The organism is Magnetococcales bacterium, from assembly GCA_015231175.1.
Taxonomy (GTDB): Bacteria; Pseudomonadota; Magnetococcia; order Magnetococcales; family DC0425bin3; genus HA3dbin3.
Map to the genome: position 1 here is coordinate 1 of JADGBZ010000079.1, position 15,876 is coordinate 15,876.

The 15,876-nt window shown below is 55.0% G+C and carries 12 protein-coding genes; 7 read left to right on the forward strand and 5 right to left on the reverse strand.

The features are described 5' to 3' along the window. The 5 genes from HQL63_13365 to HQL63_13385 form a co-directional block, all read right to left on the reverse strand. The coding region (locus HQL63_13365) for a hypothetical protein (GenBank protein MBF0177817.1) at positions 1-758 on the reverse strand (758 nt) is incomplete at its 3' end. A 264-nt stretch (positions 759-1,022) separates the two neighbouring features. Then, on the reverse strand, positions 1,023-1,931 hold the full coding sequence (locus HQL63_13370; protein ID MBF0177818.1) for a hypothetical protein: 909 nt from the start codon (positions 1,929-1,931) through the stop codon (positions 1,023-1,025). A 70-nt stretch (positions 1,932-2,001) separates the two neighbouring features. After that, positions 2,002-3,012: a hypothetical protein gene (locus HQL63_13375; protein ID MBF0177819.1), complete on the reverse strand. Its 1,011-nt coding sequence runs from the start codon at positions 3,010-3,012 to the stop codon at positions 2,002-2,004. Between the two features lie 564 nt (positions 3,013-3,576). Continuing rightward, the gene (locus tag HQL63_13380; protein ID MBF0177820.1) at positions 3,577-4,485 is read right to left on the reverse strand and encodes a hypothetical protein; all 909 of its coding nucleotides are present in this window, start codon (positions 4,483-4,485) and stop codon (positions 3,577-3,579) included. A 70-nt stretch (positions 4,486-4,555) separates the two neighbouring features. Next, the gene (locus tag HQL63_13385; GenBank protein MBF0177821.1) at positions 4,556-5,563 is read right to left on the reverse strand and encodes a hypothetical protein; all 1,008 of its coding nucleotides are present in this window, start codon (positions 5,561-5,563) and stop codon (positions 4,556-4,558) included. Positions 5,564-6,310: 747 nt separating this feature from the next. On the opposite strand from HQL63_13385, the gene queG reads away from it, so the two are divergent. The 7 genes from queG (at position 6,311) to HQL63_13420 (ending at position 15,759) form a co-directional block, all read left to right on the forward strand. Beyond that, positions 6,311-7,318, forward strand: a complete 1,008-nt coding sequence (gene queG, locus HQL63_13390; protein MBF0177822.1) for a tRNA epoxyqueuosine(34) reductase QueG — start codon at positions 6,311-6,313, stop codon at positions 7,316-7,318. A gap of 273 nt (positions 7,319-7,591) precedes the next feature. Then, entirely contained in the window at positions 7,592-7,813 is a 222-nt protein-coding gene (locus tag HQL63_13395) for an HNH endonuclease (GenBank protein MBF0177823.1), read from the forward strand. Positions 7,814-7,831: 18 nt separating this feature from the next. Continuing rightward, the gene (hrpA, locus tag HQL63_13400; GenBank protein ID MBF0177824.1) at positions 7,832-11,779 is read left to right on the forward strand and encodes an ATP-dependent RNA helicase HrpA; all 3,948 of its coding nucleotides are present in this window, start codon (positions 7,832-7,834) and stop codon (positions 11,777-11,779) included. Between the two features lie 182 nt (positions 11,780-11,961). Continuing rightward, positions 11,962-14,049 (forward strand): hypothetical protein, encoded by a 2,088-nt coding sequence (locus HQL63_13405; protein MBF0177825.1) that lies wholly within the window; start codon positions 11,962-11,964, stop codon positions 14,047-14,049. 252 nt (positions 14,050-14,301) lie between these two features. Beyond that, positions 14,302-14,517 (forward strand): CDGSH iron-sulfur domain-containing protein, encoded by a 216-nt coding sequence (locus HQL63_13410; protein ID MBF0177826.1) that lies wholly within the window; start codon positions 14,302-14,304, stop codon positions 14,515-14,517. Positions 14,518-14,557: 40 nt separating this feature from the next. Continuing rightward, positions 14,558-15,010, forward strand: coding sequence for a cytochrome c (locus tag HQL63_13415; protein ID MBF0177827.1), 453 nt, complete (start codon positions 14,558-14,560; stop codon positions 15,008-15,010). A 68-nt stretch (positions 15,011-15,078) separates the two neighbouring features. Continuing rightward, positions 15,079-15,759, forward strand: coding sequence for a cytochrome b/b6 domain-containing protein (locus HQL63_13420; GenBank protein ID MBF0177828.1), 681 nt, complete (start codon positions 15,079-15,081; stop codon positions 15,757-15,759). Positions 15,760-15,876 lie beyond the last annotated feature (117 nt).

Here is a 15,876-nt window from a genome sequence, read left to right on the forward strand (position 1 = left end):
TCCATGTAGGTTTTGACCTCAACGGGTGTGACGCCGGGTAATTGATTCACCTCTTCATGGAATCGTCGCCACTCTTCTTGTTTCTCTTTGCTTTTGAAGTACTCTTTTTTATAGGCTGGAATCGGTGGTGGTGGGCCAATCTTTTTCTTGGGCGCGGTCAACTTTTTCCTGCCATCACCGCTGCCACTGTTTTCCGCATAGAGCCCCCACACACTGTAGGGTTGGCACGCACCACCTGCACCAATCTTTTGACCTCCCGGACAACCACCATCTCCCCGTGATGGTTGTCCGGCAGCAGGCTCTTCAGATCCTCCACCCAAGGCATGGCTGCTCATGTCGCCGGATGCGCCCATGGCCCTGCCCTGCCGCTCGGCCACATAGGCCGAAATGAACGGGCTGTCGTTCTCCCGCTTGAATTGATCGATCACCCCGCCATAGATGCGCTCAAAGGGAGCCATGTTGGCGAACTCCTGATCGATCTGGTCAACACGACCCCAATCCTGCCTCCTTCCAGCCTCTTCCCGCTCCCGGCGACGTTCACTCAGGTACCCGGGATCGTCCGTAACCCGGGCGAGAACGTAATCGGAAGGTGGCAACTGCCCCTTGCCAAGAATATGGGCCAAACGCATATGGAGCCGCCAGGCGGCCACACTTTTGCCAAACACCCCCTCTGTCGCGCGGATGCGTTGCATCCCTTCACGCATGACGTTGGCAACTCTGGGGTTCATGACATTGTTTCCACCATGACGATTCTTCATGACTTGCTCCTATTCTGCCTGAGGTTGGCTTTGAAAAACAATAAAAATAGGCGGATCGCTCCGTCATCATCCCGGAGACGCCGCACACCCAAGGCCTGCGCTGAACCTGGTTATGAATCGCCCGACAACAAACCAAGAACCCGCCAAAAGGTCTTGAAAGGTTGCCTGGTGGCTTACAAGCCGCTCATATGATCAAACAGGCTCGATTCAGCACTTGCTTTTACGGTGCCATTCAGGGATTTTCTCCAACCTTTCCCTCTCATGTCATTCAATACCAGAATCTCGTGTGTTTTTATCAATCTGGAACTGATTCATCCTTGTAATTATTCTGGTTAATATTCTAACATATCTTCTCTCAATCTCTCTATCTATATAAATTTTTCTGCTATCAACATAAGAACATTTTTCACAGCGATCATAAAGCACTCCGTATAGTTCCGACGATATTTTTATATAATCATCTAGTCTATTTTTAAACGCACCTCTCTTGACACTTTTTTTCGTCATAGTAATGTTAGCATATCGCATAATTTCTTTTTTCAAACACCTGTTGACTGGCTCAAAGGCTTGTTCTGCAAGTTTTTCCGAATAGCGACCGCGACATTTATCTATAATTGGTTTAAAATCAACAGAACGATAATCACTTTTCAAGATTCTCCAAGGAAGATCTATCCAATCTTTCTCACTTTTAAAAGAATTTATTTCAGGAAAATGTATTTCAAGATTAAAATGTATTTCAAGATCTACGTCTTGTTTTGGATTGTTAAAGTTATTTTCATCTTGATTGATTATGACAAGAAGTATGTCTGCCATGTCCGCCACATGTTCCTCATACATAAAATTTAGAAACTTCCTGCCCGTATGACCACTCTTGAGTCTATCGTCAATATTCTCAACAAGAAGATCGCTTTGATCTCTCTGTTTATCCACAATTTTTTCAAAGTCTTCTACTGAAATTAATTTTTGGCTCTTTGATCGCATAAATCTAGCATGAATTTCATCCCATAAACACACGACGGCAAATACCTGGCCATACCATCTGCCTAATTCAACCTTGCTCTCACATTCCGCATAAATTTTTGAGAATGTAGAATTCACGGCAGCAAGAGAGGTGCCTGTCCAAAATATTGTTAAAATAGCGATAAACTGAGATATGAACATTTTTATCTTCATGATTCGTTACCTCACGTATGGTGTGGGAGGGAAAACGTACGCTTCCCTCCCACTTGGGTTGCCTGGTGGCTTAAAAGCCGCTCATATGATCAAATCGTTCTGATTCAGGGCCCTTTTTTGGAGTTTTTATCACGTCTCCTGTCGGCAATTTTTTCTCTTTCCACCCGTAAACATTGACATTACGAAAATCGACGATCTTCTTCAAAAAAACTTTATTATCGACCGGGTCTTTAGCGATATCTTTGATGGTATTCAGGGTTTCTGAACCCAGAACACCATCAGACTCGGTTTTCCTGCCTGGAACTTTATTGATTGCATCTTGCAAGATCTCAGAACCACCACGGGAGCCATGACGAAAAATGGTGTCGGCAACAACAACCGTGGTTGTCTCATTTCCTATCTGATTCAACACCTCGTGCCTTCCGATGGCTCGGAATGTCTGATCAAAATAGCCGCGATAGGCTTCAGCCATCTGACTGATGGTCAACTCCGTTGTTTTTGTGCCCGGCGGGATGTTGGTGACATACCCACCTTGAATCATTCCATCCAGTGTGTCTTGCTTCACTCCACCGAAGGCAGAGCCGCCCGGTGCTTTCGCCATCCCTCCCTCCGCAGCAAACATTTCCATGTAGGTTTTGACCTCAACGGGTGTGACGCCGGGTAATTGATTCACCTCTTCATGGAATCGTCGCCACTCTTCTTGTTTCTCTTTGCTTTTGAAGTACTCTTTTTTATAGGCTGGAATCGGTGGTGGTGGGCCAATCTTTTTCTTGGGCGCGGTCAACTTTTTCCTGCCATCACCGCTGCCACTGTTTTCCGCATAGAGCCCCCACACACTGTAGGGTTGGCACGCACCACCTGCACCAATCTTTTGACCTCCCGGACAACCACCATCTCCCCGTGATGGTTGTCCGGCAGCAGGCTCTTCAGATCCTCCACCCAAGGCATGGCTGCTCATGTCGCCGGATGCGCCCATGGCCCTGCCCTGCCGCTCGGCCACATAGGCCGAAATGAACGGGCTGTCGTTCTCCCGCTTGAATTGATCGATCACCCCGCCATAGATGCGCTCAAAGGGAGCCATGTTGGCGAACTCCTGATCGATCTGGTCAACACGACCCCAATCCTGCCTCCTTCCAGCCTCTTCCCGCTCCCGGCGACGTTCACTCAGGTACCCGGGATCGTCCGTAACCCGGGCGAGAACGTAATCGGAAGGTGGCAACTGCCCCTTGCCAAGAATATGGGCCAAACGCATATGGAGCCGCCAGGCGGCCACACTTTTGCCAAACACCCCCTCTGTCGCGCGGATGCGTTGCATCCCTTCACGCATGACGTTGGCAACTCTGGGGTTCATGACATTGTTTCCACCATGACGATTCTTCATGACTTGCTCCTATTCTGCCTGAGGTTGGCTTTGAAAAACAATAAAAATAGGCGGATCGCTCCGTCATCATCCCGGAGACGCCGCACACCCAAGGCCTGCGCTGAACCTGGTTATGAATCGCCCGACAACAAACCAAGAACCCGCCAAAAGGTCTTGAAAGGTTGCCTGGTGGCTTACAAGCCGCTCATATGATCAAACAGGCTCGATTCAGCACTTGCTTTTACGGTGCCATTCAGGGATTTTCTCCAACCTTTCCCTCTCATGTCATTCAATACCAGAATCTCGTGTGTTTTTATCAATCTGGAACTGATTCATCCTTGTAATTATTCTGGTTAATATTCTAACATATCTTCTCTCAATCTCTCTATCTATATAAATTTTTCTGCTATCAACATAAGAACATTTTTCACAGCGATCATAAAGCACTCCGTATAGTTCCGACGATATTTTTATATAATCATCTAGTCTATTTTTAAACGCACCTCTCTTGACACTTTTTTTCGTCATAGTAATGCTAGCATATCGCATAATTTCTTTTTTCAAACACCTGTTGACTGGCTCAAAGGCATGTTCTGCAAGTTTTTCCGAATAGCGACCGCGACATTTATCTATAATTGGTTTAGAATCAACAGAACGATAATTACTTTTCAAGTTTTTCCAAGGCAGATCAATCCAATCTTTCTCACTTTTAAAATAATTTATTTCAGGAAAATTTATTTCAAGATTAAAATGTATTTCAAGATCTACGTCTTGTTTTGGATTGTTAAAGTTATTTTCATCTTGATTGATTATGACAAGGAGCGTATCGGCCAGGTTCGCCACATGTTCCTCATACATAAAATTTAAAAACTGATCGCCCATGTTACCACTCTTGAGTCTAGCATCAATATGCTCAACGAGAAGATCAATAGCATCTCTATGTTTATCCATAACACCCTCAAAACCTTCCATCGAGATTGATTTCTGGCTCTTTGGTCGTATAAATCTAGAATGAATTTCATTCAACAGACATACGATGACAGGCACCTGGGCATACGATTTGCCGAACTCAACCTTGCTCTCACACTCCGCATAAATTTTTGAGAATGTAGAATTCTCGGTAGCAAAAGAGATTCCTGTCCAAAATATTGTTAAAATGGCGATAAACTGAAATATGAACATTTTTGTCTTCATGATTTGTTACCTCACGTATGGCGTGGGAGGGAAAACCTACGCTTCCCTCCCACTTGGGTTGCCTGGTGACTTACAAGCCTCTTATATGATCAAATCTGGCTGATTCAGGTCCCTTATAGGGTTTTTTTATCACATTACCTGTTGGCGTTTTATTCTCTTCCCATCCATGAGCATTTCCATTGTGAAGATACTCGACCTTGCTTAAAAATTTGTTGTTTTTGACCGAGTCGGCACTGATCTCCTCGATGGTTTCCAAGGTCTTTGAATCCATGACACCATCAGGCTTGTCCTTTTTGGCTAAGACTTCGTTGGCCGCCTGTTGCAGGATCTCAGAACCTCCCTTGGAACCATGGCGAAAAATGGTGTCTGCAACGGTGACCGTGGTTGTCTCGTTCCCAATCTGATTCAATACATCGTGCCCTCCGATGGCGTGAAATGTATTATCAAAAAAACCGCGATAGGCCTCGGCCATTTGTTCGATGGTCAACTCCGTTGTTTTTGTACCAGGCGGGATGTTGGTGACATATCCACCTTGAATCATTTCATCAAGTGCTTTTTGTTGTACTCCACCAAAGGCAGAGCCGCCCGGTGCTTTCGCCATCCCTCCCTCCGCAGCAAACATTTCCATGTAGGTTTTGACCTCAACGGGTGTGACGCCGGGTAATTGATTCACCTCTTTATGGAATCGTCGCCACTCTTCTTTTTTCTTGTTGTCGCCGAAGTATCTTTCTTTATAGGCTGGAATTGGTGGTGGCGGACCAATCTTTTTCCTGGGCGCGGTCGACTTTTTCCTGCCACTGCCACCACTGTTTTCTGTATAGAGCCCCCCCTCACCGTAGGGTTGGCACGCACCGCCTGCACCAATCTTTTGACCTCCCGGACAACCACCACCTCCCCGTGATGGTTGTCCGGCAGCAGGCTCTTCAGATCCTCCACCCAGGGCATGGCTGCCCATGTCGCCGGATTCACCCATGGTTCTGCCCTGCCGCTCGGCCACATAGGCCGAAATGAACAGGCTGTCGTTCTCCCGCTTGAATTGATCGATCACCCTGCCATAGATGCGTTCAAAGGGAGCCATGTTGGCGAACTCCTGATCAATCTGGTCAACACGACCCCAATCCTGCCTCCTTCCAGCCTCTTCCCGCTCCCGACGACGTTTGCCCAGATGTCCCGGATCGTCCGTAACCCGGGCGAGAACATAATCGGAAGGTGGCAACTGCCCCTTGCCAAGAATATGGGCCAGACGCATATGGAGCCGCCAGGCGGCCACACTTTTGCCAAACGCCCCCTCCGTCGCGCGAATGCGTTGCAGCCCCTCACGCATGACGTTGGCAACCCTGGGATTCACAATATCGTTTCCACCATGACGATTCTTCATGACTTGCTCCTATTCTGCCTGAGTTTGGTTTTGAAAAACAATAAAAATAGGCGGATCGCTCCGCAATCATCCCGGAGACGCTGCACACCCATGGTCTGCGCTGAACCTGGTTATGAATCGCCCGACAAACAAACGAAACCATCCAAAAAATTTTGGATAATCGGTTTGAAGTAATTATCGGAGCACAAAAAAAGAGACCGAAACCTTTTCCAGGGTCGACGTTGGATCCTAAATGAAAATGCGCCCCCCAGGCAAGAGAAAAATAGTTGTCTCCCCTCTGGTTGATCTTGTCTGCACAACTTTGCTAAATTTCCATACATCCGCCTCTTGAGGCCTCTTTACAAAAATGGCAACTGTTCAGCACCCTGGACCTCGATGCGTCAGACCGGCATCATGGCCGGGTGCTGATATGGTTGCTTTTATGGACCCTTACGGTTGCAAAAGAACATGCCCCTCCCCGATACCCCCTGGCACCAACTGAAAGAACAATTGCGCCGGCAGGCATTATCGGTCGGGTTTGACGTGGCCGGTTTTGCCCCTCCCGTGCCACCACCCCACGCGGCAGACTTCCCACTCTGGCTGGCACAGGGGTGCCATGGCGATATGACCTGGATGGAACGCTACAAGGAACAACGCCAAAACCCCAGGCTGCTGCTGACAGATGTGGCATCCATCCTGGTGGTGGGCGCCAACTACCGCCCCAAAGGAGACCCGCTCGACTATCTCGAAAATCCTGCCGCCATGGGCATCTCGGCCTACGCCCGCCATCGCGATTACCACACGGTGCTGAAAAAACGCCTGCAAACCCTCCACCATTGGTTGGAACAACAGGTTGGACAACCCGTCCCGGCACGGCTGTTTGTCGATACGGCGCCGGTCCTGGAAAAACCCCTGGCCGTCCTGGCCGGCCTGGGGTGGCAGGGAAAAAATACCATGCTGGTCAACCGACAATTCGGCTGCTGGCTGTTTCTGGCGGAAATGTTTCTGACCCTCCCCTTTCCCCCGGATGCCGTGGAGCCTGATCATTGTGGCACCTGCCATCGTTGCCAGGATGCCTGCCCAACAGGCGCGCTGGCCCAACCCTACCGGCTGGATGCGCACCGCTGCCTGGCCTACATGACCATCGAGTCCAAGGAAAACATGCCAGAACACTATCAGCGCCTGCTGGGTAATCGGGTATACGGTTGCGACGATTGCGTGGCTCTCTGTCCCTTCAACCGTTTTGCCCCGGTGAGCGAAGAGGAAGATTACCATCCACAACCCCCCCTGCTCGCCCCCAAATTGGCCGATTTTACCGGAATGGACGAAAAACGGTTTCAGGAGATATTCCGCCAATCACCCATCAAACGCCTGGGCAGGGAACGGTTTTTGCGCAACCTGGGCGTGGCGATCAACAACGAGCGACGCGCCGCAAAGCCCCGACAAGCCCTGGACCGGTCAGCCAAATCGGCGTAAAAGATACGCAATGTTTTTAGATAACCCCGAAGCAAGATGATCATCCCTGCAACATCCATCCGTCCCAGCAGAAAATATCGGGTCACATTCAGGCCGTTGAGGAGTCCTGTCATGCGCAGATTGTTCTTTATATCGTCAATCATGGCACTATTGATTCTCCCCGAAACATCCGTGGCCCAAGAGTCGATGGACGGGATCATGCCCGCTCAGTACAAGATTACCATAAAAATACCCAAACCAAGAAAAAAATCACATGTCGTACAAGTCAACAGAATTTACAAGGTACGCACCGTCACCCCAAGAACCCTCTTCCGACGGCAGAATCCGTGCCCATCCACCGGCAAAACAACGGGGGCTTGTCCAGGCTATTCAGTTCATCATATCATCCCCCTCCGCAAGGGTGGAGCTGACGATCCCCACAACATGCAGTGGCAGGTCAGACAGGTTGCCAAACCCAAACCCAAGGTCGATATCAAAATGGGCGTGGGAAATTGAGGGTCGTCGCCAATCGGAATGCAAAATACCCTGAATCGCCTGTTCCAGGAGTTGCCCCAATGCATGCTGGGGGAGCGCCACCACCTGCAACGCCGCCTGCAAAACCTCGCCCGGCAGGTGCGAAACGGTCAACCCGTTGACCCGGAAACCCTGACCCGCCTGGCGGAAACCCTGTCCAAAGCCCGGGAACGCATGGCGCGGCGGGCCCAACAACTTCCCCAGCCACAATTTCCGGAAGAACTCCCCGTCTCCCAACGGCGGGAAGAAATTGCGCGCCTGATCCGGCAACACCAGGTGGTGGTCCTGAGCGGCGAAACCGGCTCCGGAAAAACGACGCAAATTCCCAAAATCTGCCTGGAACTCCGGCGCGGCATCGCCGGGATGATCGGCATCACCCAGCCGCGCCGCATCGCCGCCCGCACCATCGCCGCCTACCTGGCGCGTGACCTGAAAACAGAACTCGGCCAACAGGTGGGGTTCAAAATCCGCTTCAGCGATCGCATCGGACCGGAAACCTCCCTCAAAATCATGACCGATGGCATCCTGCTGGCAGAAACCCGCTCCGATCCCCTCCTCCTCCAATACGATACCCTGATCATCGACGAAGCCCACGAACGCGGCCTGAATGTCGATTTTTTGATCGGCTACGTCAAACGCCTGCTCCCCCGCCGCCCGGACCTGAAAATCATCATCAGTTCCGCCACTTTGGACACCGAAAAATTTTCCCGCCACTTTCACCACGCCCCCATCGTGGAGGTGAGCGGACGAACCTTTCCGGTGGAGGTCCGCTATCGCCCGCTGGAACACCCCGCCCCCGAGGAGGGGAACGAAGAACCCGACCCGGAACAAGCCATCTTGACCGCCGTGGATGAGCTGGCCGCCCTGCAACCCGCCGGCGATATCCTGGTGTTCCTGCCCGGCGAACGGGAAATCCGGGATATGGCCGAGGCGCTGCGCAAACACCATCCACCACAAACAGAAATCCTCCCCCTCTTTGCCCGCCTCTCCACCCAGGAACAAAACCGCATCTTCGAGCCCTCCAACCGGCGGCGCATCGTCCTGGCCACCAATGTGGCCGAAACTTCCATCACCGTCCCCGGCATCCGCCATGTGGTGGATACCGGCCTGGCCCGCATCAGCCGCTTCAGTGGCCGAAGCCGCATCCAACGCCTGCCGGTGGAAAAAATTTCCCAATCCGCCGCCGACCAACGCAAAGGGAGATGTGGCCGCCTCTCCGCCGGGGTGTGCATCCGGCTCTATACGGAGGAGGATTTCAACCACCGTCCCCGCTTCACCGAACCGGAAATCCTCCGCTCCTCGCTGGCGGCGGTGATCCTGCGCATGAAGGATCTGGACCTGGGAGCCGCCGAACGCTTCCCCTTTGTGGATCGCCCATCCCCCAAAGCCATCCAGGATGGCCTGCGCCTGCTGCGCGAACTGGGCGCCGTCGATACCGCCGAACGCCTGACGGAAACCGGTCGCCAACTGGCCAAACTGCCCATCGATCCTCGCCTGGGACGCATGCTCCTGGCCGCCCGGGAGTATGGCGCACTGACGGAAGTTCTCGTCATCGCCGCCGCCCTGCACATCCAGGATCCCCGGGAACGCCCCCACGATCAACGAGACAAAGCCGATCAGGTGCATCGCCTGTTGCAGGATCCCCTATCCGATTTCATGACCCTGCTCAAGGTGTGGGAGTTTATCGAGACGGCGGTGAACCAGGCCAAATCCAAAAGAAAGTTGCGGCTTTTTCTCCAGGCCTCCTTTCTCTCCCCCTCCCGGGTGCGGGAGTGGCAGGAGATCCACCAACAACTGTCACGGCAGATCAAGGAGAGCGGCGCCCGGCCCAATCAGATTCCGGCGCCCTACGACGCCATCCATAAATCCCTGTTGACTGGATTGCTCGGCAACGTGGGGTGCAAAGTCGGCAAGGGGGAGTTTACCGGCGTCCGGCAGATGACCTTCTACGTGTTTCCGGGCTCGGGACTGTTCCGCAAACCCCCGGCCTGGCTCCTGGCGGCAGAACTGGTCGAAACCACCCGGCTCTACGCCCGCACCTGCGCCTGGATCGAGCCGGCATGGATCGAAGAGGTGGCGGGCCCACTCTGTGCGGTGCATCACCTGGAACCCCACTGGAACAACGATCTGGGCCAGGTCATGGCCTGGGAAAAGGTTCTCTTCCAGGGGTTGGTGGTGGTTCCCCGGCGGGCGGTCCATTACGGCCCGGTGAATCCAGTCTCCGCCCGAACCCTCTTCATCCAATCCGCCCTGGTCGAAGGATCGCTGAAAACCCGCGCCCCCTTTCTGGAACACAACCGGCAACTGGTCGCCGAGATCCGCCTCCTCGAACACAAAGCCCGCCGCCGCGATCTCCTGGTGGAAGATCGGGAAATCGAGGATTTTTACGACCAACGCCTGCCGGAACATATCTACACCCAACAGGCCTTTGAATACTGGTTGCGCCAGGAGGAAAAAACCAACCCCCAACACCTCTTCCTGACCCGGGAGATTCTGTTGCAGGAGGGGGCCAGCGGCGTTGCCGGCGATATGTATCCCGGCCACCTCACCGTGCAGGGCCAGGAGTTGCCCCTGGAGTACCACTTCAACCCGGGCGGCGAAGGAGACGGCATCAGCGTTTGCATCTCCCTCCCCCTTCTCAACCAGTTGCCCGCCGCCCCGTTCGAATGGCTCGTGCCGGGATTGTTGCGGGAAAAGATCCACGCCCTGTTGCGCACTCTTCCCAAGGGATATCGGCGCCATCTGGTTCCCCTGCCCGATACCGTCGAACGGTGTCTCGCCACCCCCCTTCCCGCCCGCACCTCGTTGCTGCACGCCCTGGCGGAACGCATTTTCCGCCTCTTCGGTCACCGGATCCCCCCAGAAGCCTGGCGACCGGACGATGTGGCGGACCACCTGCGCATCAATTTCAAGATTGTGGCCCCGGAAGGCGAACGCATTCTGGCCCAGGGGCGGGATCTGGAAAAAATACGCACCGCCCTGGGCAGTGAAGCGCGGGACAGTTTCCAGAAGCGTCCCGAAACCCCCTGGGAACGGCAGGGGATCACCCGCTGGGACTTTGGCGATCTCCCCGCACTGGTTGCCTTGGAAACCGGGGGACGCATCATCCACGCCTACCCCGCCCTGCGCGACAGCGGGGAGAGTGTCTCGACAACGCTTCTGGACGCCCCGGAGGTGGCCGCCGCCACCACCCACGCCGGGCTGCGCCGTCTGTTTCTGTTGCAAATCACCGCATCGGTCCGCGAAGCCCGCCGACAATGCCAACCCCATCCGGCCCTGCGTCTGGCCTATACCGAAACCGGGGCCACCACCCCCCTGGTGGAAGAGATCATCCTGGCTGCGGCAGAACGGGTCTTTTTGGCCAACGCTCACTCTGATACCACCAAAACCGTCAGCGCTCACGCAACCGTGCGCTCACAGGCCGACTTTATCGCACGACTCGATCAGGGCAAGGCCCGCTTTCTTCCTGCTGTCGGGGAGTTGCATCGCCTCGCCTCCTCCATCCTGCTGCATCATCACCAGATCAGGCTCGCCTGGAGCCGTGTCGGAACCGTCGTCAAAACCACCCTCGTCCCCGAGTTGCAGGAACAACTCTCCCGCCTGGTTTACCCGGGTTTTCTCCTCCGGACTCCTGCGCAGTGGCTGACGGAATATCCGCGCTACCTGCAAGCCATAGCCTTACGTCTGGAACGCTTTGCCTTCGCCCCGGGCAAGGATCGGGAACGGGCAGCGCGGTTGGCTCCGTTCTGGAAAATCTGGTTGCAGCACGAGGAACGCATGGATCGACACGACCCTATCGCCGCCCTCCAACACCCGCAATGGGAAGAGTTCCGTTGGCTGCTGGAAGAGTTCCGGGTCTCCCTTTTTGCCCAGGAACTCAAGACCATCCTGCCCATTTCGGAACAAAGGCTCGCCAAATGGTTGGCAAACATGGATCATAACGATTGAAAAACTGGGATGGAGGTCCAGGAGGAAGGGCTGCGCCCTTCCTCCTGGTGGGGTTCGGGGCGAAGCCCTGACAAAGGCTTTCATACCCAGGCTTTTCTTGCAAGGGCGCGGAATAGTCACGAAAAATGAATATTTCAAATCATGTCGGTTGGCCCACTACCCCCTGTTGACCCGAGAACCCCATGCTTCGGAATGGACGCCATTTGACCCATGTTGGCCTGTTATTGATTCTGGTCTGGGGGTCTCTCATCCGTCTGGCGGATCTTCCCCACTGGATGGCGGATGCCGCACACATGCAATTCCAGGGAAAGCCCCTTCTGGCCAGTGTCGACGGGTACTATTTTTTGGATCTGGCCAGAAGGGACGCGGCAGGCCCGGTCACGTCGCAGCTGCATCCGGACGATCCCGCCTCCCGGATCCCCGCCCACGTCGATCCCGCCCCGAAGCGTCTCCCCTTGCCGGCGCAGCTGGTGGGTGCCCTGGCTGCCCTGCTGCACCTGGACCTTTTGTGGATCGCCGCCTGGCTGCCACCTCTCCTGGCGCCGCTGGTGGCTATTCCTTTGTTTTTTCTGGGCAGGGTATGGGGAGGCCGGGTTGGTGGCCTGACCGCAGCCTGGTTCGGGGTCATGGCGCCTCTGTTTGTCCAGCGCAGCGCCTTCGCCGGGTTTGACACGGATATGCTCATCCCCCCCCTGCTGCTGCTGACAAGTCTGGGGTTTCTGAACTTTGCCCGCCACAAACCAGGAGAGGGGTACATTTCCCTGCTGACGGCGCTCGGCGGCCATGGGCTGTTCCTCTGGTGGTGGGATCGGGCGCCGGCGCAAATCCTGGGCATGCATCTTTTTTTCATGCTGGTGAGTTGGGCCTTTTTCCGGCCTCCCAAGGGAAAGGATGGCTTGGCTTTGGCTCTTTTCCTCCTCTTCACCTGCGCCACATTTTATCTCGCCCGGGGTGAGTTCCCCTCTCTGGATCTGTTCGCCACGCTGCGACACGGGCTGGCATTTTTTGTCGGACAGGAGCGTTCTGCCCTCCCCCCCGTGGCGCCTCTCATCGAGGAGTTTCACACCATCTCCTGGTCACAAGCGGCGACCGGCGCTCTGGGCCACCCGGTGGTGGTGGTGGCCGGTCTGGCCGGACTCCTGCTGCTGGCCCGGCAGGCCCGCAAGGAGATGCTCTTTTTGTTCCCTTTGGGTCTTCTGGGCTTGTGGGGGTTGTTCGGGGCCATGCGCCTGCTCATTTTCACCGGCCCCCTTTTGGCGCTGGGGATGGGTCAGTTGACGGCCACGATCCGGGCGTCCATCGACCGCTGGCGACCCGGAGCGAGCCGATGGCTTTTGCTCCCGGCGCTGGCCGCCACATCCCTTCCCGTTCTGGTCAGCGCTTTACCCCATCAACCTGCCCTGGCCGTTCCTGCAAAACTGGCCTCCGGCATGGCCGCCATCGATTCACATGTGCCGCCGCAGGCCTGGATCTGGTCGTTGTGGGACGCGGGACACCCCTTGCGCTACTGGTCGCAGCGACCGGTGGTGTTTGACGGGCATGTCGATGTCGCGGAGGCCGGGGAAAGGTTGGTCTATAATACTCTCCCCCTGGCCACAGCGGATGCCGTTTTTGCCGCCCGCTTCATGCGTTTTTACAGTGCCACGGGTCTTCCCGGCATGCGTCGTTACCAGCAAGAGGCCGGTGGCGATGGGGAGTTGGCCATCAAACAGGTACGTGCTCGACTCACCCATACCCCGCCACCCAGCGCCTCCCCGGAGGCCATCCTCGCCCCTCCCGTCTACCTTTTCCTGTCCCGGGACATGCTCGACAAGGCTCCCTGGTGGTACCCCTTTGCCACCTGGAATTTTGCCCAGCGCCGGGGGAATAAACCCTTCATTGTCCGGCTGACAGGCTTCAGCCAGGCGGACCACATCGTCCATTTTGCCACAGCCGAACCAACCCGGTCCTTGCCCAAAGGCCCCTTGCGAGTCGATCTCGACAAGGGCCTCTTCCTGGCTGGCGACCAGGTATCCCCTCTGGTACAAGCAGGTTTGTTCGATGCCAGCGGGCAACCACGTCGCCATGATTTCAACCATCCGCATGGTTTGACCCTTCTGCTGGATATCCCACACGCCGTGGGATACCTCATGGATCAGGGTTTGGCCCATTCCGTGTTGGTCCGTCTATGGTTTTTTCAGGATCCCCCCCCGGGAACCTTCCGTCTGGTACACCACTCCGGCCTGGACTACCAGATCTGGGAGGTCGTCGGCGATAAAAAGAATCCCTGACGATTAATAAACTGGGATGGAGGTCCAGGAGGAAGGGCTGCGACCTTCCTCCTGGTGGGATTCTGGGCGAAGCCCTGACAAAGGCTTTCATATCCAAGCTTTTTTTAAACAAGAAAGGTCAAGAGTGATTTACCATTGCCCGCTTTCTCCTTATGATCGGAAATCCCTATACCCTTCCGATGGTCCATGCGCCAAGAGAGCACAATCTCTTTCCTGCAATCCGGGAACAACTCAATTTTTGGAGAAAAATACATGGCCGGTCCCAAGATGGTCAAACTCCCCGCTGGTGAACATTGGCTTTGCACTTGTGGCAAAAGCGCCTCGGGCCACCTGTGTGACGGCGCGCACAAAAAAGGCTCTGGCAAAACTCCCAAACAGGTCATTCTGAAGGAGGCCAAGGAAGTGGCCATCTGCCAGTGTGGCCAAACTGGCAATGCCCCTTATTGCGACGGATCCCACAAAAAATGATCTTTTTTTCAACATCACAACTCGTTCAAGGTGATAACACATGAAAAAGACCCTTCTCTTTCTGGCCTTGGCCGCCACTCTTGGCACAACCACCGCCATCGCCCATGCGGACGATGATGAAGGCCATCCGGCCATCTCGCATCGCCATGGCATTTACACCATTGCGGGCGGCCACATGAAGGCGATCAAATCCATCCTGATTGCAGGGTTCGACGCCCCCAAGGACGTCTCCTTTCACGCTCAGGGGATCGCCGACGCCTTCAGTCACATGGGCGACTCCTATCCGCCCGGATCCGACAGGGGGAAGACCAAGGCCAAGCCGGAGATCTGGACCCAAGGTGACAAGGTGAAAGAGCTTGGCAAGAATGCCATCGATGCCGCAACCGAGCTGGCCAAGGTCAGCGTCGCTGGCGACAAGGAGACCACCATGGCTGCCTTTAAAAAGTTGGGTGGCGCCTGCAAGGCGTGCCACGACGACTTCAAGAAGAAATAGCCCGGTCAGGAACACTCTTCAGTGGCACCCCTCTCTCCCGGGAGAGGGGTTGCCTCGGGATGACAGGCATGCCCCACCCCCCTCCTTCCATACCCACCTGGGATCTTCCCACCCGAATGTTTCACTGGATTCTGGTGCTTCTGGTCCTGGATGCCCTGATTTCCCATACATTTGGCGGCATCCGCATGCTCTGGCACTTCTGGAACGGTTACGCCATCCTGACTCTGCTTGTTTTCCGGTTCATTTGGGGATTCGTCGGTTCTTCGACAGCGCGTTTCGGCTCATTCCTGGCTGGTTGGACGGCCATACGCCACTATCTCGGCGCGTTGCGGCAGGGGGAGACCCCGCATCATCTGGGGCACAACCCGATTGGCGGCTGGTCTGTCATGGCCATGCTGGCTCTTCTGGCGGTGCAGGGAACCAGCGGACTCTTCGCCACGGATGAGATCGTGGCGAGCGGTCCCCTGCATGGCCTCGTGGATGCTGACACAGCGGACAGACTCACCACCCTGCACAGCCTGTGGTTCTGGCTGTTGGTCGGCATGATGGCCCTTCACGTGGGGGCGGTGTTTTTCCATTTGATCATCAAAAAAGATAATCTCATCCTGCCGATGCTCACCGGCCACAAGCGTCCCGACCAGGCGCCACCCGACGCTTCGGCGCGCATGCAGTCGCCCTGGTTGGCCCTGCCGGTCCTGGGGGTCAGTATCCTGCTGGTCTGGTTCGGTATTCAGGTGTGGAGGTGGTGAGTCATCAGCTATCCATCCTCACGCCGCAAGACTCAAATTGACGGAAATTCGGTGGTGTCCTGCGTTGACCTAACTGGTCTAGCCGGGAACAAAACCCACTCTTCAGTTGACCATACA